Genomic DNA, 22,757 nt, shown 5'->3' on the forward strand with positions numbered 1-22,757 from the left:
TGGGGTCGGGGCCCGCCGCGACGGCGGGCGTCGGCGTGCCTTACCAGCAGATGCCGTGGTGTTGGGCGTCGCTGCCGCCGGCCATGAAGCCGACCAGGTCGATCACCGGCTTGCCGGCGTCGAGCGCCTGCACGAAGCGTTCGTCGTTGTTGCCCAGCACGATCACCTCGGCTTCATCGATCACCTGTTGCAGGTCGCTGCGCAGCAGGGCGCTGACATGGGGGATCTGTTGCTCGATGTACTGGCGGTTGGCGCCGAACTGCCGTGCATGCTCGACGTTGGCGTCGAAGATGCGCAGTTCGTAACCTTTCCCGATCAGTTGCTCGGCCAGGGTCACCAACGGGCTCTCCCGCAGGTCGTCGCTGTTGGCCTTGAAGGCCAGGCCCAGCAGGGCGATGCGGCGCTTGCCGGCCTGGGTCACCAGGTCGAAGGCAGCCTGCACCTGGCTGCGGTTGCTGGCCATGATCGAGCCGAGCAGCGGGTGCGCCACGTCAAGCTGGCTGGCGCGGTAGGTGAGGGCGCGCACGTCCTTGGGCAGGCACGAACCGCCAAAGGCGAAGCCCGGGCGCAGGTAGTAGCGCGACAGGTTGAGCTTGTAGTCCTGGCAGACCACGTCCATCACTTCGCGGCCATCGACCCCCGAGGCCTTGGCGATGTTGCCGATCTCGTTGGCGAAGCTGACCTTGGTGGCGTGCCAGACATTGCAGGTGTACTTGATCAGTTCGGCGACCTCGATCGGCTTGCGGATCACCGGGGCATCCAGGCCCTGGTACAGCGAGGCGAGCAGGTCGCCGGAACGGCTGTCGAGTTCGCCGATCACGGTCATGGCCGGGAAGTCGTAGTCCTGGATCGCCGTGCTCTCGCGCAGGAACTCCGGGTTGACCGCCACGCCGAAGTCGCGGCCGGCCTGCTTGCCCGAGGCCTGCTCGAGCAGCGGGATGACCACGTTCTTCACCGTGCCCGGCAGTACCGTGCTGCGCACCACCACGGTGTGGCGGCTGGCCTTGTCGCGCAGGGCCGCGCCGATTTCGCGGCACACCGCCTCCATGTACACCAGGTCGAGATCGCCATTGGCCTTGCTCGGCGTGCCTACGCACAGCAGCGACAGCTCGGTGGCGAGGATCGCCGCCTGCACATCGGTGGTGCCGCGCAGGCGCCCCTGACGCACGCCGTCGAGCAGCAGTTGCTCCAGGCCCGGCTCGACGATGGGCGAGCGGCCCTGGTTGATCATGTCTATCTTCGCCTGGGCGACGTCCACCCCCAGCACCTGATGCCCACGTGCCGACAGGCAACCGGCGCAGACCGCCCCCACATAGCCAAGTCCGAAGATACTGATGTTCATAGATCCCTCTCCCCAGGCGCGGCGCAAGGCCGGCCGAGATACTCAGTTCAAGAAGTTATGCAAATGCCAGACGCGCAGGATCAAGCCGCGCTAGATAGGTAGCGGTGCAGGCTGTTTCGTGGTGGTCTTTTTACATCCTAAGGAGTTTTCTGATAGTGCGGCAAGTGTTGTTGGTTGGTTTGTTTGGAATTTTCTGAAAGTTTGCATTGTTAGTTAAAAAATCCTTTAAAAACAGAGAGTTAAAGTTTGATGTAAGTTAGGCGTCAAAAAAATGATTATCTAATTGGTGTCGACATAATGGCGTCAAAACGGTGGTTTTCCGTGATTCTTGCGGTGGATTGTTCCGCACGGTTTCTGCTGGCCGATTAATGTCATTCAGGTTTTTTTCGTGTGGTCCGCCATCGCCGGCAAGCCTCTTGCGCGGGCGATGCAAAGCCTGCAGACGGCAGTGCTGAACCCACTTTGATGGCCTGTCTTCTGTCCCCCTGATTCAGGGCGTGGCGCAATGATGGCTTGCAACGATTGGATCCAATTGGCATAGTGCCGGACGATTGTGCAGACATTCACTCGGGTGCGGGATGCACCCGTCTTCCATTCATGCAAAGGAGGCAAGCAGATGAACGGATTTGGTCCGCGACTTAGAGAAGAGCGCGAACGCCTGGGGCTGACCCAGCGCATTTTTGGCGATATCGGCGGTGTCGAGCCCAACGCCCAGGGCAAGTACGAAAGCGGCGAACGCACGCCACGCATGGACTACCTCGCGGCGGTGGCCAGCCGCGGCGTGGATGCGCTGTATGTGCTCAGCGGCGTGCACACCCCTGCGCCCCTCGACAGCCTGACCTCGGATGAGAACCGCCTGCTAGGCGCCTTTCGCCGCCTGCCGTCGGCCGACCAGGCTGCGGTGTGGCACCTGCTCAACCGCCTCGCGGGTGAAGAAGGTGGCCATGAAGGGCTGCGCATGCGCCGGCCTGACCGGCAGGCATATTTCCATGACGCTTTGCGCTAGGTTCGTTGTGAAAAATTTTGTTAAGGTGGCGGGATCCAATCGCCCCACTGACGAGGTGTCTGCTTGATTAGGGTCCTGGTGGTCGACGATCACGATCTGGTGCGTACCGGCATCACACGCATGCTGGCCGACATCGACGGGCTGCAGGTGGTGGGGGAGGCGGACTCTGGCGAGTCCGCCCTCAAACTGGCTCGCGAGCTCAAGCCGGACGTGGTGCTGATGGACGTGAAGATGCCAGGGATCGGTGGCCTGGAGGCCACGCGCAAACTGTTGCGCAGTCACCCGGACACCAAGGTGGTCGCGGTGACCGTGTGCGAGGAAGATCCGTTTCCCACCCGCCTGTTGCAGGCGGGGGCCGCGGGCTACCTGACCAAGGGCGCCGGGCTCGACGAGATGGTCCAGGCCATCCGCCTGGCCTTCGCCGGCCAGCGCTACATCAGCCCGCAGATTGCCCAGCAGCTGGCACTCAAGTCATTCCAGCCCCAGGGGTCGCCGTTCGATGCGTTGTCCGAACGGGAAATACAGATTGCGCTGATGATCGTCGGTTGTCAGAAGGTGCAGATCATCTCTGACAAGTTGTGTCTGTCACCCAAGACCGTCAATACTTACCGTTATCGGATCTTCGAAAAACTCTCGGTCACCAGTGACGTCGAACTGACGTTGCTGGCCGTCCGCCACGGTATGGTCGACGCAAGTCTGTAAAGCACACCTCATGTCACAACCTTTTGATGCAAGCGCGTTCCTGGCGACCTGCAGTGGTCGCCCGGGCGTGTACCGGATGTTCGACGGCGACGCACGCCTGCTGTACGTGGGCAAGGCCAAGAACCTCAAGAAACGCCTGGCCAGCTATTTCCGCAAGACGGGGCTGGCGCCGAAGACGGCTGCCCTGGTGGGGCGCATCGCCCAGGTCGAGACCACCATCACCGCCAACGAAACCGAGGCGCTGCTGCTCGAGCAGACGCTGATCAAGGAGTGGCGGCCGCCCTACAACATTCTGCTGCGCGACGATAAGTCCTACCCGTACGTGTTCTTGTCCGACGGGGAGTTCCCACGCCTGGGTATCCACCGTGGCGCGAAGAAAGCCAAAGGCCGCTACTTCGGTCCGTACCCCAGCGCCGGCGCCATCCGCGAGAGCCTGAGCCTGCTGCAAAAGGCGTTCTCGGTACGCCAGTGCGAGGACAGCTACTACGCCAACCGCACCCGCCCGTGCCTGCAGTACCAGATCAAACGCTGCAAGGGGCCGTGCGTGGGCCTGGTGGCGCCCGGGGAATACGCCGAGGACGTGCGTCACTCGGTGATGTTCCTCGAGGGCCGCAGCCAGCAGCTGGGCAACGAGCTCAACGCCGAGATGGAAAAGGCCGCCATGGCCCTGAACTTCGAGAAGGCTGCCGAGCTGCGCGACCAGATCGCCCTGTTGCGCCGGGTCCAGGACCAGCAGTACATGGAAGGCGGCTCCGGTGATGTCGACGTGGTGGCGGCTTTCGTCAACCCGGGCGGCGCCTGCGTGCACCTGATCAGTGTGCGTGGCGGGCGGGTGCTGGGCAGCAAGAACTTCTTCCCCCAGGTGGGCATCGAGGAGGAGGTGGCCGAGGTCATGGCCGCGTTCCTTTCCCAGTACTACCTCGGCAACGCCGAACGCGAACTGCCGGGCGAGCTGATCGTCAACGTGGTGCATGACGACTTCGCCGCCATCACCGAGGCGGTACAGACCTTGCGCGGCCGCGAACTGAGCATCAGCCACCGGGTGCGCGGCACCCGGGCGCGCTGGCAGCAACTGGCAGTGACCAACGCCGAGCAGGCCCTCAACGCCCGCCTGGCCAATCGCCAGCACATGGCCGCCCGCTTCGAGGCGCTGGCCCAGGTACTGGGCCTGGACGAAGTGCCGCAGCGCCTGGAGTGCTATGACATCAGTCACTCCAGCGGCGAGGCCACCGTGGCCAGCTGCGTGGTGTTCGGCCCGGAAGGTCCGCTCAAATCCGATTACCGGCGCTTCAACATCGAAGGCGTGACTGCCGGCGACGACTACGCCGCCATGCACCAAGCGCTGATGCGCCGTTACGGGCGGATCAAGGACGGCGAGGGCAAGCTGCCCGACGTGCTGCTGGTGGACGGCGGCAAGGGCCAGCTGAACATGGCCCGCGAAGTGATGCAGGAGCTCGGCCTTACCGATCTCACCCTGCTCGGCGTGGCCAAGGGGGTGACCCGCAAGGCCGGTTTCGAGACGCTCTACCTGAACGACGTGGCCCACGAGTTCACCCTCAAGGGCGACTCGCCGGCCCTGCACCTGATCCAGCAGATCCGCGACGAAGCCCACCGCTTCGCCATCACCGGCCACCGCGCCCGGCGCGGCAAGGCCCGGCGCACCTCGAGCCTGGAGGACGTCGCCGGGGTCGGGCCCAAGCGCCGCCGCGACCTGCTGAAACATTTCGGCGGCCTGCAGGAGCTCAACCGCGCCAGTGTCGACGAGATCGCCAAGGCCCCCGGCATCAGTAAAAAGCTTGCCGAGTCGATTTATGCCAGCCTGCATAGCGAGTAGAATGCCGGGTTCAACTCGCAGCCAGTCGTACCGATGAATATTCCAAACCTGCTCACCGTTCTACGCGTCCTGCTCATCCCGATCTTCATCCTGCTGTTCTATGTGCCCTATCACTGGAGCTACATGGCCGCCAGCACGGTGTTCGCCATCGCCGCCGCCACCGACTGGCTCGACGGCTACCTGGCGCGTCGGCTGCAGCAGAGCACCCCGTTCGGCGCCTTCCTCGACCCGGTGGCCGACAAATTGATGGTCGCCGTGGCCCTGGTGCTGCTGGTGCAGGTGCACGCCAACTTCTGGCTGACGCTGCCGGCGGCGGTGATCATCGGCCGCGAGATCGTGGTCTCGGCGCTGCGCGAGTGGATGGCCGAACTCGGCGCCCGCGCCCATGTGGCGGTGTCGAATCTGGGCAAGTGGAAGACCGCCGCGCAGATGCTGGCGCTGGTGATCCTGCTGGCAAACCCGCCGTTGCTGACCTTCTGGGTGGTGCTGGGCTACGGCTTGCTGCTGGTGGCGGCGGGGCTGACGCTGGTGTCGATGGTGCACTACCTGGTGGCCGCCTGGCCGCACCTGCGCGAAGGTTCGGAGCAGAAGTAAAAGTTTTTTTGAATCAAGGGGTTGACGCCGTTCTGTAAATCGCTAGAATGGCACCCATCACGACGCGGGAATAGCTCAGTTGGTAGAGCACGACCTTGCCAAGGTCGGGGTCGCGAGTTCGAGTCTCGTTTCCCGCTCCAAATATTGGCTCAAAGAATTCTATAGAATTCTTTGAGCTCTCGAAAAAGACGCTTCGGCGTCTTTTTTCGTTCTTGTCAAAGCCATCTGCCGGCTTTGCTGTCAATCAATCAGCCAACCCGGATCACCCTCGACCAAGGTTCCGCCATGGCTGGTGGTGTCTCCCTCCCTTGCCGCCGGTTGGCCTTCGATGATCGTGCTGCCAGCACCGGTTTCGATGATAGCGCCACAACTGATTCGGTCGCCGACGCGTGCTATTGCCCTGCCATCCACGAATGCTGCGCTTGCGCCTGTTTCTACGGTGCCTTCGCCATGGATAGGGCAACTATGACGATGGCCTACGAGTACGATGGGTTTCATTTGCAGTTTCCTTTTTTTGGTTGAACAGGGGCTTGCTCGAAGGCCTCTGGTGGAGGCGGTGCAGCCCGGACATTGAAGAGGCGGCATACGCCGTACCAGCAGAGGGCAAGGCCGAGGTTGTAGGGGAACAACACGGCCCAGAACGGCAGTTGCCAGTTCTTCTTGCCCTGCATTTCTCCGGGCTCGCCGGTTCGCCAGGGGGCGTAGTGGCGCCAGGCTTCTGCCGGGGTCAGGCAGATGGCATGAAGCGGTCGGTACCACCAGTTGGGTTCGCCGGGAGGAGGGAGTTTGGCTGGGCCGTGGTTCATGAAATGGCGAAGGTATTCCCAGACTTCGGCGACGTGTTTGATGTCGGATTCAGTGGGTTCGTTGCTGTCGACCCATAAGCAATCTTTTTGGTGCAGGCTGCCATCCTCCCTAGGTGGGGCGAAGGCGAGTGCATAACTGGTGCTGAAGGATGAGCCACCGAATTCGGTGCGTTTGAATACTCCCCCGTGGACCTTGTTCCAATCAAAGACTATAAGTTTTTTGCCGCGCTGGTAGTAAATTTTTTTGGCTGATCGGCTGAAATAGAAGTTTGAAAGTTTTTTGATAAAGTGGATTCTATAAGCGAGGAATGGTGTGAATATTAGTGGTGCAAATATATATTGCATTACGGAGTGGGTGCGTTCTAGTAGTATGGCTTTGTATTCGGGGTCTGCAATGTCGGGATAGAAGTAAAGAGTCAGGGCTAGTGTCATGGCAGTGTATAGTTTTGCCATGAATACAGAGTCGGACACCCACGGATTTCGCAAGGTTAATGTATTTGTGGATAGATTTTCTAGCTGTCCAGTAATTGCTGGCTTGTGTCCGGAGTTTGAGCTGTTATTGAATATCCATATAACTGCCATGATTAGCGCTCGAGACGAAAAATTGAGTTAACCTCATTTTCTTCATTCAAGCCTTGATTGGAGCTATAGGCTAAATGCAGTGAGGCATGTTTTTTGTTGTGTATCGTGTTCTTGAAATTCAGAATTAAGCCGGCGCCTGTGACGTAGCAAACAGCGGCAAGTGGAAAGACGACCATTTCACCGTCTTCACGAAGGGTGCTCAAGCTACCTGACCATTCGCTTGTGCCTAAGATGAAACCCGGTAGGAATACTGTGAATTCAACGGTGGGTTGTGTGGTGGTGACTTCGTTATGGGTGATGGCGGTCCAGTTTGCTGGCGCCCAGTAATTATTTTCATGCCAACCGCTGTCGACTCCGGTTATACCAAAGGATTGCGCTTCTTCTGCGGATATTAACCTTGGTCTGTAATGCTCATCGTGCCAGGCTTTAAGTTCGTCTTGCAGAGAGGGGAATTTAGGAAGTTTTTTTTCATGGTCCAGAACGATTTCGGGATGCACCTCTCCATCGTTTTTACGATTGCCGAATATGCTCCTTGCTGCCCACAGTTCGATAGGGGTATGGAGATGTTCATACGATTTGGCGTGAAGGTATAAGCCACCAGCGATGATCACTGCTCCCAGGAGTACAAGCGCTGCCGCGCCCCACCCGGCAAAGGGTACAACTGACGTAACTCCCGCAACCGCGAGCCCACCCTCTAGTACTAGAATTGAGCCTGTCGCGACAGCGCTTCCGCCATAAAGTGTCAAGTCAGATGCTTCAGCGTTACCATTTAGTTTCTGTCTTTTGGATTTTTGAAAGTCTGAAGCGAATCCTAGAAAAATTGCAGGGTAACCGGATAATCGTGCGAACAGATTGCTCCCCAAAAACTTGATCATTCCATTACCAAATGCCATCCCCGGCGCCGTCGCACTCAATCTCAGCATCACGGCTTGCTGCGTTTTCCTCACGCTAACCAATGTCGCCGCCGCCGCACCGATCACACCGGAAATCGACGCCGCAAACCCGGCGGTGTATTCCGGCGCATTGCTTTTCTGCAGGCTGTTGTAAGCCGTCTTCAGCGAGATCACGTTGAACCACAGCATCCCGGCGTTCAAACCACCGCCCCCGCCTGAGGTAAGCAACCCGAGCAAGCTGGGTTTAACCCGCGCAGTAGTGGTCAACTCAACCGCCACCGTCCGATTGCCCGAAATACGCAGCTGCTTCATTTCCTCAACCTGCGCCATGCCGCTCTTCAAATACCGCTCCACCTCCTGGCTGAACGGGTTTTCCCGGATGGCCTGGTCGGTGATCTGGTAACGCGCCGCCAACAGCCCCAGCGCTTTCTCGGCATTGGCCTCACGCGCCGCCAGCAGTACTTGCTGACGCAGGGTATGGCTGGCGTCCCAGCGGGTCTGGCCACGCAGGCGTTTGAGCACCACGGCGTTGACGGACTGGGCAGTGAGGTCGGTGATGTCGGCAATGGCCGGAAAGCGCCCGGCCAGCCCTTCGATGACATTGTCGCCGCCACCCAGCACACTGCCGGTCGCATCGGCTTTGTCCTTGAAGGGGTTGAACGGCGCCAGGGCGGTGTAGATCGGGCTGTCGTGCTGGTCCAGCCACTGTTCCAGGCGTTTGAAGCGCCGGTCTCGGTCTTCGGTACCGGGTGTCGGCTGGCCCATCGGGTAAATCAGCAGGGCCAGGGAGATTTCCAGGCCACGGGCCGAGATGCGTTCGTCGCGGTCATAGCACGCCAGTGCGGCGGCGAGGCTGTAGGGGTCATCGATATGCGCGGCTTCGGCCGTGGCCAGCCACGCGTCGTGATCATGACTGGCTTGCAGGGCAAGGTTGCGCAGGCCTGCAATGCGCTGCTCCAGCTCATCACGTTCGGCGAGGAACTGCAGGTATTTGTCGGTATCGATGCGCAGCGCCAAACGCGCACCGTTCGGGGAATAGTCCTCGTGAGTGAGCGCCCGATAACGTGCCTCGGCCGGGGGGAGAGGGCGTCCGGTGCGGGTGGACTGCAGTCTTATCTCGACCACTTCGGTAGCGGGCATATCCGCCGGGTACATCGTCTCCAGTGTTTTGTTCAGCAACAGGGCGACCAGGTTGCGATGGTGAAAATCGCGGCTCTGCTGGCTGAGCCGTTCGGCATCGAGCTGGTAGCACGCCGGTACGCCTGCCTGCTCGGAGCCTTGCGCGGGCTTGGTGTGTTCGAGCTGCTCGGCGGGCATCAGGTCGTGCAGTTGGTGTTGATAAGCCGAGACCGACAGGCTCAGGTCCAGGGCCATGCCTTCAGCATCAGCCAGCGCCACCACCACCGGTATTTTCGGCTGGGTGCTGGGATAGTCCCGGGCAATGGCGTTGAGCCTGCCGACGGACAAGGGGGTTGTGGACGCGTGGCTGCTCCAGGTCAGGGACATCCGCCGGCTTGCCGGTTTGTAGTCTTCGACCCAGTTTTGCAGCGCACTGAGCGGCAGTACATGGGGCTGGGTGGAGGGGGCCTGGTTGCCGGCAATCAGCTCGGCCATGTCCAGCTGGCGCATATGCCGTTTGCGCAGGGCTGCTGAAGCGGTGATGCGGGCAGTCGTGGCGTTGGTCCACAGGTGCGGGCTGTAGCCGATCCACACTTCCTTGGCGGTGTCCGGGCTGGTGTCGGCCCATACCCAGCCCATGCTCTGGCTGGACAGGTAGCGTTCGCGCAAGTGGTAGCCTTCCAGCCCTTGGTAGCGCAGCTCCTGGTAGCGTCCTTCGCCGTCGTACTCATGAATGACCAGCTTTTCGCCCTGAGGACCTTTCATGAACACGTAGATGTAGCCTGGACGCAGCGTGCGCAGGGTGTAGGACGAGTGCTGCAGCGGGGCGAAGCCTTGTTCCAGGTTGAAGCCTGCGTCTGCGTAGCGACAGGCAGGCGCATCGCCCGTACGCGGGACGATGGCATAGCGCACCGGCAGGATGGGCACGCGTGGGCTGCAGGCGGGGCCGGAGGTGGCGCTGCCGGCGGTAGTATCAGTCATGGTCGGATTCCTTGATTTGGACCAGTGCGTGCAGCTCGCGAAGACGGGCCTGGGGCGACTCGTTGAGGTTGGTGTAGATCTTCGTAGCCTGGTCACTGCTCATCAGCCACATGTGCCCGGCCATCAGCCGAATGAACTGACCTGCAGTTTCCTCGTCGCGAAAGTTGAGGGACTTCAGCTGCGGCAACAGGGCTTCAATCCATTTCCTAATGGCGGCTAACGTTTGGGCGGCATGGGGTGGCATGGCCAAGACTTCGTGCGCCAGCGTGAGGATGAAGTGCTCGCGTATACCTGCGTGCAGCCGGTCCAGTTCATGTACGCGAAGGCGCAGCGGTGCTTGCGATATCAGGCGGGCAGTAGTCGGGGTGCGTTCGTGTGTTTTCCATTCATGGGCCGGCCCCCAGTTGACTCGCCAGGCCAGTGACGACACAGGCCCAAGCCAGATGGCGCGATGATCGCCGTCCAATGCATCGAGCCAGGCTCCAAGATGATCCGGCTTGAAGTAAAAATTGGCTGCTCCCTGATCCGGGAGCGTGACCTGAGTAAGGCTGGTGAAATGGTCCGCTAGCACTGCGAGGCAAGCTTCGCTATCCAGTGCTATGGCCCCTCCAGCGGGCATCCAGGTGGTGATTGCATGGGCAAGCAGCTCGGGCGCTTCTGAAACGTCGACCAGCAAAGGGCCAAATTCGTGGCGGTCGTCCAGCGCGCTGCGCTTCCATAGCCATGCATGTTGAGTATTTCGGCTGACGTTATTGATGAGGTCGAGTACTGATGGGGCATAGGCCGGCACCAATTCGCCTTCTTGCGGTATGGGCCGATAGGCCCAGTACTCGAGCTCGCGGGTCATGAGCAGCATGAAGCGATAAGGATGTCCGAGAGGTTCGCCGGACAGCTGCGAGGGTGTTGTATTCATTGGACTGGCCCTTTGATACAGCGGCAGTCGGGCAACGGGCAGGTGCCATCGGGGCGTCGCCCGCATAGGCGCTCCAGAGGTTTGCCAGTGATGGGTGCGCTGCTGATGGAAAAGTGATTGGTGCTACCGCTTGGAGATTGGAGCAGGACACCGTTGATGTGTATGGTCGGGCTGTCCAGGGTGATGCCCTTGTCATCAATCCGGATGGAGCCTCCAGGCCCTTGGATGATCACAGCTTCCGCTGTTCGAAGGTCGTAGCGTCGGGTGCGCCTGCGGATTTCCAGTCCCGCCTCCAGCTCAGCATGGCCCTCGACCTGCTGCTCAAGATTGCCGCCGACGCTGATGTGGTGATTGGCTGTGATCCGGTCGTGGCGATGATTGCCGACGGCCTCTATACGGTCTTTGGCGATGTTTATTTTCTGATTTCGGCCTATATCGACAAACGTATCCTGGCCAATCCGGACCCGCTCATCATTGCCCACCGTTTGGCTGCGGTCATGCCCGATACTGAGCGTCTCGTCATGATCGACCTGTTCACTGCGGTCATTGCCGACGAAAGTGGTTTCGTTGTGTTTGACGACGTTGTTCTGGTCCTTCTGCGCATGGATAAACACCTCCTGCCGGCCCAGCTCATCCTCGAACCGCAGCTCGTTGAAGCCATCGCCCTTGTGGGTCTGGCTCTTGATGGTCATGCGGGTCTTGTGGTCGGGCAGGTCGTAGGGCGGCAACTGGTTACCGCAATAGGTGCGCCCGGTGACCATCGGCTGGTCGGGGTCACCGTTGACGTACTGGATGATCACGTCCTGGCCGATACGCGGTATGGCCATCGCCCCCCAGCTGCCACCTGCCCATCCCTGGGATACCCGCACCCAGCAGGAGCTGAACTCGTTGTTGTTGCTCTCCCGGTCCCAGGGAAAGCTGACCTTGACCCGGCCCCATTCGTCGCAATAGATCTCCTCACCGGACGGCCCGACCACGGTGGCCATGTGAGGACCGTCGACGCGGGGCTTTTTGAGCGGAGCAGGGCGCCACTCGGTTCTGCCGGGTACCAGCTGAGCGGTTTGCTCGTAGTGCGTGCTCTGGTCGAGGCCAGCGGCTTCTTCCTGCAGACTGGTGAACTGGCTGCCCTTGTGAACCACGCTGTTCACGCGCCAATGCGCATTTAGATCATCACGTGGGTGGCCTGTGAGCGTGAAGCTGAGCCCAGGCTGCAGCCTTACGTCATCGCCCTGAACTTCCGCAATGCGCACATCATGGCGCAGGGCAGTGATCCGGTTTTCGGTGAACGGTTTGCCCACGGCATCGCGTTTGTAGCGGCCGGGATAGTCGAAGCGCTCGTACTCGGTGGACTGGTGTTCCAGGAAAGGGCCGGAAGCACGGTGTTCCTGGCGATACGCTGGGTGAGTGAAGGTGTAGTCGCGCTGGACCTGTCGCGAGGTTCGTACCTGCTCGCTGTAGCGCAAGCGCCGAAGGCAAGGTGTGGCCTGATCGCCGCCACTTTTGGATTGATAGAGGACGGTGTTGGGGTCGATAACGTCCTCGCCTTCGAAGAAGCCTTCGTCATCGTTCTCGGTGTTGAGCGCGCCATGACTGATTTGTCCAAGGGATTGCAGCTGATCCGTGATGATCAACTTGTGCAGTTTTTCGCTGTGCTCAAAGCGATAGACGAAGCCCTCTTCAGCCGCCAAGCGGGCGATGAAGTCGAGGTCGGTCTCGCCCGCTTGCACACAGAACTCGCGCACTTGGTGGTCCAGGCTCGCGCGAAGCTCGTATTGATCAATGCCCTGGCGCTGAAGCATCAGCTCGAGAATCTGCGGGACGGTCTTTTGTTGGAAGGTGCGCCAGTTCGAGCGCAAACCAGCGCGGGCCAAAATGGGTTCGATCAGTGCGTGGTAGTAAGTGCGATAGAAGCCACTTTCGCCTTGGCTAAAACCACTGACCAAGCCATGTACGTACCGTACGGGTCGTTCACCGTCCCAGATCGTGAACAGCACCGGCTTGTCAAGCAGTTGGCCGAAATCGATGTCGGGTTCGAAGCTGATCAATTCCAGCTCGAGAGTGAAAGGCGCGCTGATTTCTTCCTTGAGTTCAAACGACACCACATCGAACTCGGCATTGCCAACGAGTGGCTCGAAGGTGTACCGCAAATCAGATTGGCTGGGCATCAAAAGTCCTTCCGCCGTCCGAGAGTTCAAACGCCCCCGGCAGGGCCTGCCTGCCAGGGATGTTCAGCCGGGTTAGACGACGGGTTTACGCCAGTCGTCGGAGCCTTCGGTGCCTGCGGTGACGTGTGTCCAGGAGATCTTGCGGTATGACATCGATACCTCGATCAACTGGGTGAAGTCAGCGTTCTCCTTGTTTTGTGCATGAGGCAAGGTGGTGTTGATGTCGACGATGGTGGCGTCCTCCAGCTTGGTGGTGAAGAAGTGCTCCTGCTTGCCCTCTACCGAAGTGCGGTACCAGTTGACTTCAACAGTCGGCAGCATTTCGCCGCTGGACAGGGCCTGATACATCAGCGGTGTCGCCTTGTTCAGGGCGCTGGTGAAGATGAAGGGTTTGTGGACCCGTTGGCCTGCAGGTTGACCGCTTTGCGGGTCGGTAGGTACGGTCACCTGGTGCTTGATCTCCTGCACCAGAATCTCGTCTTCGTGGCCCTCGACAAACACGTTGCCGACCGAATCGGAGGTGAAGGCGCCCGCGGTGATGTTGCCTTGGGTCTGGCCTTCGATCTTGATGTAAGCGGGTGTTGGCATGACAGTTTCTCCTGCGTCCATGTGGATAAACACGCGCATAAGCGGCAGCGTGGCCATCGGAATCGATGGGCTTTTTCAACGCGGCAAACGCCGCGTCAAATCGTTGAATACGGTTGTGCCGACTGTCGGCGGTTTACTGCTGCAAGATGCCGTTGAGCGACTCCAGCACTTCTGTGGTTATCAGGTGCAGGCGGTAGCTGTAGATGCCGTAGGCCGTGGCCATGGCAATGGCGGAAATCACCAGCGGGCTCCACCAAGGCCATTGCCGATTCATGCGGAAGTTGCGCGGGGCAACGTTGGTGTAGGGGTCACAGACCGTTGTCGGCGTGGGCCCTCGTAGTTCACGGATGATTCCGTGGAGTTGGTGAATGAGGGTGTTCAGCGTCTCTGCGCCTTTGGGCGCGAGGGCGTACTTGCCTTTGAGCCCCAGGCACAGGGTGAAGTACATGAACTCCAGCACGTCCTTGTAGCGCTGGGGCTCTTGCATCAGGCGCGAGATAACGGTGAAGATCTTTTCGCCGCCAAACGTTTCGCTGTGGAAAATGCTGAGCAGGGGCTCTTGGCTCCAGAGGCTGGCCTGGCCCCATGGCCGTTCCATCACGGCTTCATCGATGAACAGGCACAAACCATAGGAATACGCCAGAAGTTGCGTGGTCTCGTAGCCATGCTGACGCATCTCTTGCTGGATGTTTTCAATCTGGTTGCGTACCTGTTGGTGCACTTCCTTGATGTTGGGCAAGGTATCGAGCGTGCGTAGGCGCATGACCAGTCCAAGCAACGGTGTGGCTGCGTCCAGCATCAGGTTGTCGTAGCCGCCCCGTAGCTGAAAGTCGGGATCGGCGGGGTAGCCCTTGTCATCAGGGGCGGGCTTTGGTGTGGTTGCCTCGGAGGCCACGGCGCCATTGGGTAAAGGCTTTGCAAGCATTGATGGCATCTGCTCAGCTTGAGCTGATGCGGTTTCATTGTGTGCGAGGTTGTTCTCCTGCATCTCATTCACTCCTGATCGCCCAGAACTGCAACTCGAGCCCAGGGAACTCCCCCGCGATATGAATCCCGAAACCGTTGGCCGTCTTCATGCAGACCCAGGCCGGGTCGCGGCGGTCGAGCTCGAAGTAGCTGAAGCCCGCATGGAAGGGCAGATCGCGAGGGGCCACAGGCAGTGGATTTAGCGCAATGCCGGGCAACTGCTTATGCACCAGGTCATTCAAGGTCTCCAGGGATGTGACCTTGGCTTTCTGCAGGAACAGCCGGCGCAATGTTGGCGGCGGCAGGTCCGCGCGCACGGAGAGGACGAAGTCCGCCTCATCGATCATGCGGCGGTCTTCGAGCGTTGTCGTCATCACGCCGTAATCCAGCGCGTCCAGCGGCAGCGAGATGGCCCGCGGTTGCAGGACCGTACCCAGGGCGCGGCGTAAGGTGTCCTGCAGTGGCTTGAACGAGGTGCGCAAAGCGGTGTGCTGATAGGCGGGGAATTCTGGAGGCAGCCGGTTTTCTTCGGTGAAAGTCACGAACTCGCCACAGGCCTGGCTCATATGCAGGTACAACTGCTCGGGGTGTGTCTGCCCCTGCCTGGCCAAGTGCTGGAAGCACGGCCACCAGCGGTTCATGGCCTGCAGCAGGTTGAAGTCGCGGATGTCGGCAATACCGGACTGGCCCGATGCACCTATCCGGCTAGCCAGGTTGCGCGAGCGCTCGCGCAGGGTATTGGTGATCTCCTCGAGGTAACGCTGGAGTGCCGGCACCGCCCGTACCGAGACGCTGGTCGGGTAGAACCCTTCATCCAGTTGCAGGCTGCCATCGGGCCGGCGCTCCAGAATGTGTGCCATGGCAAGACGGGTGTAAGCGCTGCTGTCATCGGCCTTGCGTTTGAGCTGAAGGTTGGGTACTGCCAGATCGACCTGCGCCAAGTCGCCGTCGGCGCTATGGGTGTCCTTGATTTCCTGAGCCTGTGCGCTGTAGCGGAAGTTGGCGGCATTGTCGGGCCAGCTCACCTCTCGGCCACCCTCGGTGCGCAGTGGCAGGCAGAGGTAGATCTCGCTGTCTTTCGCGCCGTTGTCCTCGATTTCCAGCGGCGGCGGCGGTGGCAGATCTGCCGGGATATCGAACACCGTGCCGTCCGGCATGATGCCGCGTGCGCGGGTGATGGCGATCTTGCCCAGGCTCAAATATTCGTCGTTCAGTTGCAGCTTGCTGAATCCATAAAAGGCTGCGTTCAGGCTGCCAAGGCGTTGATGCAGGGCCGCTTCAGCGGCACGGCCAGCCTGCTGGAAATGCTGCGGTTTGACGAATAGACCTTCAGGCCACAGGACGGGATTACGTGAACTCATGAGCGCTCCATGTCAGCGTGAGTAAGTGAGAAGGGCAGGCTTGCAGGCGCCATCAGTCCTCCTCCTTGAGCAGGATCTGCGTGTCGTTGAGCAAGACCGACAAGATGATGTGTTGGCCGCGCGGTGGAATGCGCAGTACCTGGTTCCAGGTCGCGTTTTCCTGGTGGCGGTAGTCGGCGATCACCGCGATGAACCGGGTCTCGGCCTCGATAGCGGCAAACGGAATGAACTTGAATTGCCCGGGGCGTAGCAGGTAGTCGTCATCACGAACGTAGGTGCTACGCAGCACCTTGGCGGGGGCCTTGTCCAACAGCTCATAAATGCTGTTGCGCAGCAGCGAGTCGTCGCGCAGTTGCAGGATCTTGATGGCCATTGGGGTGGCGGCCAGCTCGGGGGCCACTGTGGTTGCACGCGGTAAGGTCAGCACTACATCCGAGTCTTCGTAGTGGCCCGGCGTGCTTTCCTCCAAGGGAGAACGAGGCGGCTCATCGGCCTCGTCCTCTGGCAGTTCGACGGGCGAGATGGCCGGGAATTGCTCGTGAAGAAACTCGAGCAGGGTCCCGACTTTCTCGGTCAGGGCATAGGGGTCGCCCGCGCTCAAGCTGACCGCGTAGGGGCTGGGCTCCAGACTGCTTTCTTGCTCAGTCGCTGCTTGCAGGCTGTTGGGGTTGCTGTTGAGCGTGGGGCTGGCGTTGATGCTGAACGCGATTTCGGTGGGCTGATCCTTGGTCGCGCCGACGGGTATCGAGGGGTCCATCGCCACTTGGCCCATTTTGCTCAGGGCGGTGCAGCCCGAGAGCCCGATCATTGTTGCCAGAAGGCCGGCCATGAGTGAATGACGCATCATGAGTGTTCTCCTGCGAGCAGGCGATCCAGCGGGTTCTCTTGCACCGGCCGTGTCACTGCTTCCAGGGCAGCCAAGGGATCGTTGCCCATGCCCGGATCGAAGACCGAGCAGATCTCAGCGACCTCTGGGGCAGCCGTGGGCTTGTGCAGCCAACGCTGCGCGGATGCATCCAGGATGAGTCGGTCGATCACCCGCAAGTCAGTGTTGAACAACTCTTCCAGCGAACGGGCATCAGCTTGTGAAAGCTGAACCAACAGTCGATAAGCGCCAACACGTAGCCGGTCACCCTCGAGCAAGCGCCTGGCCGATAGCGGCCCCAGGCTATCGAGGTTGTCGTTCAGGTAGGTGCGCTCGCAGCGGTCGATCACGCAGAAGCCGCCTTCGATCCAGCGGATCTCGCAATGGATCGGCGCCACGCCCTGCTCACGATCATTGATCAGCCACGCGGCTCCCGCGCTGCCGACGGTGCCACCTGCACGATCGAATTCGTGCCGGGCGGTGACGTTGTGCTGCAACTGGTCGAGGTTGGTGATGCTCAAGATCAACGTGCTCATGAACGCCCCCGGAACCGCACGATGGGGCTGATCTGGCCGTGGCGCTCATCGACGAAGCTGGTCCAGCCCAATTGGGCGCCACGGCTGGGGTGCAGGCAGAAGGGCGACAGCGCGTGCTGCTTCAGCAGCAGCTCCAGGTCGTAGGCCAAACCGTCGCGCAACAGGAAGTCGATCAGGGCACGCAAGCGATTGAAGTTGATGCCGCTGGGCAACAGGTCACGCAGCTGTGCCTGGTCGAGCTCGCTGATCACGATGGTGAACTTGCTGCTGCGAGTCCGTGTGCGGCTGCCGACCAGGAAGGAATTGCCCAGCTCACCATTGTTGCGGCCAAGGCTTACCTGTTGCTGGATTGTCGTAGGTGCCGAGCGGGTTTCGAACTCGCGAATCCGTACCTGCTTCAGGTCGAAACAGTGCGCGATAATGCCGGCGACGGTGCCCGGTGCGCGGCTGCGGCTGGCGATGACGCCGGCGAAGCTGAGCAGCCGGCTCCAGGGCAACGCCGTGTCGCCGCGCAGCTGTTTGTCATTCAACCCGAGCAGGGCAAAGATGTACTGGGAGAACCCATCGCTGGCACCTGGCTGGAAACGAATGTAGTAGCGGTACTTGCGCCAGGTGCGGTGTAGCAGACTGAGCAGGTAGTGATTGAAGAAGTCGAAGAACGCCGGGCGCACACCGATACCCTGTGCATGCTCGTATGCCACCTGCTCCAGGTAATAGGAGGGCAATGGCGAATCAGTGCCGTGCAGGCCCATGAACGTGGTGCACACGCGATAGCGATCTTGTGCCTCGGGCATGCGTTCGGCCTTGCAGATGTCCGAAACGGGAAAGCTCAGGCGCGGGTCGCTGCCAAGCCGCACGCGCAGGCGGGCTTCTTCGCTGGGCCAACGGGGTTCAAGATCGTCTCCGTGAAGCCCGTGAAGGCGCTCCAGCAACTGGTAGAAGTTGTACCGGTGCGCCCCCGCGAGCAACTTGTCGGCTAGATCAGCGGTTGCTTGCCGGTCTGGATGGGCCATGTGTAGTGCTCGTTGTTGGTGATGTTGATCACTTCCAGCTGATGGAAGGAATTGATGCTGGCGTACAAGGCGAAGAAGTGCGCGAGCACACAGCCGAACAGGTACAGGTCGCCTTCGCAGAGGAATGCGGCCTGGTCGAGCTTCAGTTGCGTGCGCAGGCCGCGAATGGGCTGCCCTTTGATCAGCCAATCCAGAGGCGCCGTTTGGATATCCCGGATGCCGTCGAGGCGTTTGCGGGTGGTGCGTGTCTGCTGGATGTCGTGCAAGGCCGCGAAGTCATAAGCGCGAATAACCGCCTTCAATGGCTCGGCTGAGAGCAACGACAAGTAGTTGAGCGACATGTTGGATATCAAGGCCCATTGCAACTGGCCGTCCAGCACCGGCCGATAGGGGCGGGTCGGTGCACAGATATTGGTGTAGGTGGTCAGCGGCGGGGTGACTTCGGAGAGCACATTGATGTCGTCGATGCCCAGAGCCAGGGGCAGATCGCGGTTGGTGCAGGTCAGGTCGATGGACGCCGTTTCCAGCTCACCGACATAGGTATTGGCGTCGGCACGCACGAAGGCGATGCGATGCGTGACGCCATCACCCCGCAGTGAGTCTTCGAGGGTGTAGCGGTAGTACAGCGCCGTGCGCCCTTGAACATGCTCGATCTCATGGGCGAACGATTCGAAGGGGCGGAAGGTTCGCAGGTGTTTACCTGTACTTCCGTCGCCTGTCGTACGGGTGCTGATCACCTGATCGACACTGAAGATTTCGTAGGCGTGGCGCTCGGCGCCTTTGGGTGTGAGCTCGACCTGGGCGGCCTCGTTGGAGAGATCAATGGGCTCGGCACTGTGCTTGAACAGGTTTACCGCAGGAGCGCAGAACAGGTTGAAATCCGCTTTGCCAATGCGCAGCGAGTCCGGCAACTGACGGGTGAAGTGGAATTCCAGGCCGATTTCCTGAGTCGTCTGATCAGGCCAGATCTTTTCCAGGCTCGTCAGGGCGAAGAAGTGAAAGCGCTCAGGAAAAATGAAGTATTCCTGCAGGATCCGGTAACCATCGAAGACGTTCTGCGGATAAGGCAACAACGCGTCGTCCGGGCTGAAACCTGGGAAGACGATGCTGCTGGCCGGCAGCCGGCGAGCCTGGCCATTGATGGTCACGCTGACATGGCTGAGATAGTGAGCGATCCAGAGGTACAGCGTGCGCGCTGTTCGGGTGGTGCCGCTCAGGTGAAAGTCCAGGCTGGTGCATTCGAGCGTGTTCAATGGGCGCTCGACCAAGGTGTGTAGGTCGATGCGAACCACTGAACTGTCGAGCGTTTGGGTTGAGCCCACCGCGTCGATCTCGAACGGGTGAATGTCCACGGCGGTACAGGTGCGGAACTCACAGGGAATTCCGTCGACAGGCTTGGAGAGCAGGCGTGCCCCCCTTGGCACGCGTTGCGACTGGCTGAGCGCCTGTTTGCGCGGTGTGAACTGGATGATCGTGGCGCTCGGCAGCGGGCGAAGGTAGTTGGGCCACAGCAGTTGCAACATGGGGTGCGTCAGCTCTGGGAGGTCGTCCTCCAACTTGAGGCGCAGCTTGGCCGTCAGGAAGGCGAAGGCTTCCATCAAGCGCTCTACGTCGGGGTCGCTACCACCCTTGCCCAGCAGCCGGGCAAGTTGTGGATTGTCCTGGGCGAAGTCGTTCCCCAGTTCATGGAGGTAGCGCAGCTCTTCGCTGAATCGATCTTTGAGCGACATCGATCACCTCACTCGGGTATGGCGGTTATGGCCGTTGACCAGCAGCTCCAGTTGCAACTGCTCCGTGTGGTTATTCACCTGCACCTGGCAGTCCAGCCTGAAATGCAGCTCCTGGGGGGCGTGACAATCGGGCACGGCTTTGAGTGAACGTACCTGCACGCGAGGCTCGAAACGCTGGATGGTGCGGCGTATGTCGGCGCTCACTTGTTTCAGGAGGTCGCCACTGCTCACGTCATGCCCATTGAAATCGCGCAGGCCCAGCTCAGGGCTGCTCTGTGAGCAACCCTGGCGAGCGTTGAGCAGCGTTTCCAAGTGGCGCTTGATGGCGGCAAACTTGTGGTACGCGTTCTCTTGCCTGGACGGCTCCCGGATCAGGGACTGATCGGCAACCAAACGGTCGAAAAATCCGCTCATTGGGTATCGAGCCGGCCTACGAGCGAGATCTCGAAATTCGCGCCCATGTATTTGAAGTGCGGGCGCACTGCGAGCGAAACCTGATACCAACCCGGATCGCCGGCAACGTCTGAAACTTCGACCTTCGCAGCACGTAGGGGACGGCGGCTGCGCACATCGGCAGAGGGATTTTCCTGGTCGGCGACGTACTGCTTGATCCATTTGTTCAGCTCGGACTCAAGGTCGCGGCGCTCCTTCCAGCTGCCGATCTGCTCGCGTTGCAGCACCTTGATGTAATGGGCCAGCCGGTTGACGATGAACAGGTAAGGCAACTGTGTGCCCAGCTTGTAGTTGGTTTGAGCCTGCAAGCCTTCCGGGGTCTTGGGGAAGTTCTTCGGTTTCTGTACCGAATTGGCCGAGAAGAACGCGGCGTTGTCGCTGTCCTTGCGCATGGTCAGTGCAATGAAGCCTTCTTCGGCCAGCTCGAATTCCTTGCGGTCGGAAATCAGCACCTCGGTTGGGATCTTCGCTTGCAACTGCCCAAGCGCCTCGTAGAGATGCACTGGCAGATCCTCCACGGCGCCACCGGACTGCGGGCCGATGATGTTCGGGCACCAGCGGTAGCGGGCAAAGCTGTCGTTGATGCAGCTGGCCAGCAGGAAGGCGGAATTGCCCCACAGGTAATTGTCGTGTCGCCCGTCGATACTTTCTTCGTAGTTGAAGCTTTTGGTCGGCTGTTCCTGGGGGTGGTAGGCCGAGCGAAGCATGAAACGTGGCCCGGTCAGCGCTGTGTGGCGGGCATCTTCGCTTTCGCGGAATGCGCGCCATTTGGCATGTCGCGGCCCTGCGAAAATGTCTTTGATTTCCTTCAGGTTGGGCAGCTCTTCAAAGCTGCTCAGATTGAAGAAATCGGGGGAGGGGGCGGCCAAGAACGGGGCATGCGACATGGCGCCGACAGAGGCCATGTAGCTTAGTAACTTGATGTCTGGCGAAGAGGGGCCGAAGTTGTAGTTCCCCAGCATGGCCGCCACCGGCTCACCACCGAACTGCCCATAGCCTGCGGTGTAAACGTGTTTGTACATACCGCTGCAGGTGATATCAGCGGCATTGTCGAAATCGTCGAGTAAGTCTTCTTTGCTGACATGCAGGACTTCAAGCTTGATGTTCTCGCGGAAGTCTGTGCGGTCCACCAGAAGTTTGAGGCTGCGCCACGAGGATTCGAGCGCCTGGAATTTCGGCTGATGAAGAATGACATCCATTTGCTTGCTGAGCACTCGATCCAGCTCTGCAATCATCTGGTCGACACGGTGTTTATTGATTAGTTGATCTGGATCATAACTTTTGAGTACTTCTGCAATAAGGGCCGATACGCCTTGACGAGCGACTTGATAGCCCTCTTGAGCGGGCACTAGTTTCGTTTCTGCCATGATCTGATCGAGCAAGGTGGCATTGCTCAATGTCTCGCCAGATAGTTCAACGGCGAGGGAAGTGCTGGTTGGCTTTGGCATGGGACGCTCCGTTGTCTCAGTCTTCTTTTGGCGCCTCAAGCACCAGGTCCAATTCTTCGGCGAGTTGTTTGCGGGCCTGCTCGTTGCTCAGCAGGTGTTGCAATTGCTTGCGGAAAGCGGGCACGTTGCCCAGCGGGCCTTTCAGTGCCACCAGCGCCTCACGCAGCTCCAGAAGCTTGCTGAGCTCTGGTACTTGGCGGGCAATGCCGTCTGGCCCGAAGTCATTGATCGATCTGAACTGCAGGTTGACCGCCAGCTCCGCGTCGGCGGCCGTGCTGAGCATGGAAGGTACCGACATGACCAAGCTGACATCGGCGTCGTTCAACACGTTGTTGAAGGTGTGTTTATCGATACGCATGACCGATCGGTCTTCCAGCGCACGGGTGTCATCCAGGCCGAAGTCGCCCATTACCAACATCTTGTGCGGCAGCTCTACTTCGGCCTGTTCATCGCCGGTGGCGGGTACATATTTGATGTTGATGCGTTCTTTGGGGGCAACCGATCCTGTGGATTTTGCCATTGCAGAATCTCTCCGTGTTCTTAAGAGTTGTCCGTATTGGATTTTAGTTACAAATTAGTGTGTAGGAAGATTCCTGGTTACTTGTCTTTGGTATAAACAAAGTTCGGGGTTGGTTGTGCGTCGCGTAAAAACATTGCGCTTGATTTTGTCATGTCGTCGAGTATGAAAATGTAAGAAAATATTTTTTTGTTAGTTGCTGGTCCGATGGGCTAGGCTCTTGCCGTTTGCGGGAATTTGAGTGCCTGAGAGGGCTGTTTCAGATCCGCTAGTTTGAGTAGGTCATATGCATTATATGAAAGGTATTTACTTGCGATGCTTGGTAATAAAACTTGTGGCGTAA

General features: G+C 59.8%; 20 protein-coding genes and 1 tRNA gene. 5 read left to right on the forward strand and 16 right to left on the reverse strand.

The window, feature by feature from the left end; all coding sequences use genetic code 11:
- Positions 1-40: 40 nt before the first annotated feature.
- Positions 41-1,342: a nucleotide sugar dehydrogenase gene (locus DFS21_RS09540; RefSeq protein ID WP_111532184.1), complete on the reverse strand. Its 1,302-nt coding sequence runs from the start codon at positions 1,340-1,342 to the stop codon at positions 41-43.
- A gap of 616 nt (positions 1,343-1,958) precedes the next feature.
- Here DFS21_RS09540 and DFS21_RS09545 point away from each other — a divergent pair.
- From DFS21_RS09545 to DFS21_RS09565, 5 genes are all read left to right on the forward strand, one after another.
- Complete coding sequence (locus DFS21_RS09545) at positions 1,959-2,348, forward strand: helix-turn-helix domain-containing protein (RefSeq protein WP_046855102.1); 390 nt, start codon at positions 1,959-1,961, stop codon at positions 2,346-2,348.
- A 63-nt stretch (positions 2,349-2,411) separates the two neighbouring features.
- Positions 2,412-3,050 (forward strand): UvrY/SirA/GacA family response regulator transcription factor, encoded by a 639-nt coding sequence (gene uvrY, locus DFS21_RS09550; protein ID WP_023631421.1) that lies wholly within the window; start codon positions 2,412-2,414, stop codon positions 3,048-3,050.
- Between the two features lie 10 nt (positions 3,051-3,060).
- On the forward strand, positions 3,061-4,884 hold the full coding sequence (uvrC, locus tag DFS21_RS09555) for an excinuclease ABC subunit UvrC (RefSeq protein ID WP_110700685.1): 1,824 nt from the start codon (positions 3,061-3,063) through the stop codon (positions 4,882-4,884).
- Between the two features lie 33 nt (positions 4,885-4,917).
- Entirely contained in the window at positions 4,918-5,478 is a 561-nt protein-coding gene (pgsA, locus tag DFS21_RS09560; protein ID WP_038706385.1) for a CDP-diacylglycerol--glycerol-3-phosphate 3-phosphatidyltransferase, read from the forward strand.
- Between the two features lie 64 nt (positions 5,479-5,542).
- A tRNA-Gly gene (locus DFS21_RS09565) sits at positions 5,543-5,618 on the forward strand.
- A 100-nt stretch (positions 5,619-5,718) separates the two neighbouring features.
- Here DFS21_RS09565 and DFS21_RS09570 read toward each other — a convergent pair.
- The 15 genes from DFS21_RS09570 to tssB all read right to left on the reverse strand — a co-directional run bounded on the left by DFS21_RS09570 (position 5,719) and on the right by tssB (position 22,417).
- Positions 5,719-5,976, reverse strand: a complete 258-nt coding sequence (locus tag DFS21_RS09570; protein ID WP_082120393.1) for a PAAR domain-containing protein — start codon at positions 5,974-5,976, stop codon at positions 5,719-5,721.
- A complete protein-coding gene (locus DFS21_RS09575; RefSeq protein ID WP_111532185.1) occupies positions 5,973-6,866 on the reverse strand; it encodes a DUF6708 domain-containing protein in 894 nt (297 codons plus the stop codon). The genes DFS21_RS09570 and DFS21_RS09575 overlap by 4 nt, the downstream gene beginning before the upstream one ends.
- A 2-nt stretch (positions 6,867-6,868) precedes the next feature.
- On the reverse strand, positions 6,869-9,859 hold the full coding sequence (locus tag DFS21_RS26435; protein ID WP_146603135.1) for a T6SS effector BTH_I2691 family protein: 2,991 nt from the start codon (positions 9,857-9,859) through the stop codon (positions 6,869-6,871).
- Entirely contained in the window at positions 9,852-10,772 is a 921-nt protein-coding gene (locus DFS21_RS09590; protein ID WP_256591292.1) for a DUF4123 domain-containing protein, read from the reverse strand. Before DFS21_RS09590 ends, DFS21_RS26435 begins: the two co-directional genes overlap by 8 nt.
- Positions 10,769-12,937, reverse strand: a complete 2,169-nt coding sequence (locus DFS21_RS09595) for a type VI secretion system Vgr family protein (protein ID WP_111532188.1) — start codon at positions 12,935-12,937, stop codon at positions 10,769-10,771. Before DFS21_RS09595 ends, DFS21_RS09590 begins: the two co-directional genes overlap by 4 nt.
- A gap of 72 nt (positions 12,938-13,009) precedes the next feature.
- On the reverse strand, positions 13,010-13,525 hold the full coding sequence (locus DFS21_RS09600; RefSeq protein WP_102682902.1) for an Hcp family type VI secretion system effector: 516 nt from the start codon (positions 13,523-13,525) through the stop codon (positions 13,010-13,012).
- A 133-nt stretch (positions 13,526-13,658) separates the two neighbouring features.
- Positions 13,659-14,513: a type IVB secretion system protein IcmH/DotU gene (gene icmH / locus DFS21_RS09605; RefSeq protein ID WP_111532189.1), complete on the reverse strand. Its 855-nt coding sequence runs from the start codon at positions 14,511-14,513 to the stop codon at positions 13,659-13,661.
- Position 14,514: 1 nt separating this feature from the next.
- Positions 14,515-15,852 carry a type VI secretion system baseplate subunit TssK gene (gene tssK, locus DFS21_RS09610; RefSeq protein ID WP_111532190.1) on the reverse strand — a complete coding sequence of 446 codons (1,338 nt, stop codon included), beginning with the start codon at positions 15,850-15,852 and terminating at the stop codon, positions 14,515-14,517.
- A gap of 52 nt (positions 15,853-15,904) precedes the next feature.
- The gene (gene tssJ, locus DFS21_RS09615) at positions 15,905-16,699 is read right to left on the reverse strand and encodes a type VI secretion system lipoprotein TssJ (RefSeq protein WP_111532191.1); all 795 of its coding nucleotides are present in this window, start codon (positions 16,697-16,699) and stop codon (positions 15,905-15,907) included.
- On the reverse strand, positions 16,696-17,253 hold the full coding sequence (locus DFS21_RS09620; RefSeq protein ID WP_111532192.1) for an FHA domain-containing protein: 558 nt from the start codon (positions 17,251-17,253) through the stop codon (positions 16,696-16,698). The genes tssJ and DFS21_RS09620 overlap by 4 nt, the downstream gene beginning before the upstream one ends.
- Positions 17,250-18,266 carry a type VI secretion system baseplate subunit TssG gene (gene tssG, locus DFS21_RS09625; protein WP_111532193.1) on the reverse strand — a complete coding sequence of 339 codons (1,017 nt, stop codon included), beginning with the start codon at positions 18,264-18,266 and terminating at the stop codon, positions 17,250-17,252. The genes DFS21_RS09620 and tssG overlap by 4 nt, the downstream gene beginning before the upstream one ends.
- Positions 18,230-19,996 (reverse strand): type VI secretion system baseplate subunit TssF, encoded by a 1,767-nt coding sequence (tssF, locus tag DFS21_RS09630; RefSeq protein WP_111532194.1) that lies wholly within the window; start codon positions 19,994-19,996, stop codon positions 18,230-18,232. Before tssF ends, tssG begins: the two co-directional genes overlap by 37 nt.
- 3 nt (positions 19,997-19,999) lie before the next feature.
- Entirely contained in the window at positions 20,000-20,410 is a 411-nt protein-coding gene (gene tssE, locus DFS21_RS09635) for a type VI secretion system baseplate subunit TssE (protein WP_102682895.1), read from the reverse strand.
- Complete coding sequence (gene tssC, locus DFS21_RS09640; RefSeq protein WP_111532195.1) at positions 20,407-21,897, reverse strand: type VI secretion system contractile sheath large subunit; 1,491 nt, start codon at positions 21,895-21,897, stop codon at positions 20,407-20,409. Before tssC ends, tssE begins: the two co-directional genes overlap by 4 nt.
- 16 nt (positions 21,898-21,913) lie before the next feature.
- Entirely contained in the window at positions 21,914-22,417 is a 504-nt protein-coding gene (gene tssB / locus DFS21_RS09645; RefSeq protein WP_111532196.1) for a type VI secretion system contractile sheath small subunit, read from the reverse strand.
- Positions 22,418-22,757 lie beyond the last annotated feature (340 nt).

It is taken from the genome of Pseudomonas sp. 2848, assembly GCF_003253945.1.
In the GTDB taxonomy this organism is placed as follows: domain Bacteria; phylum Pseudomonadota; class Gammaproteobacteria; order Pseudomonadales; family Pseudomonadaceae; genus Aquipseudomonas.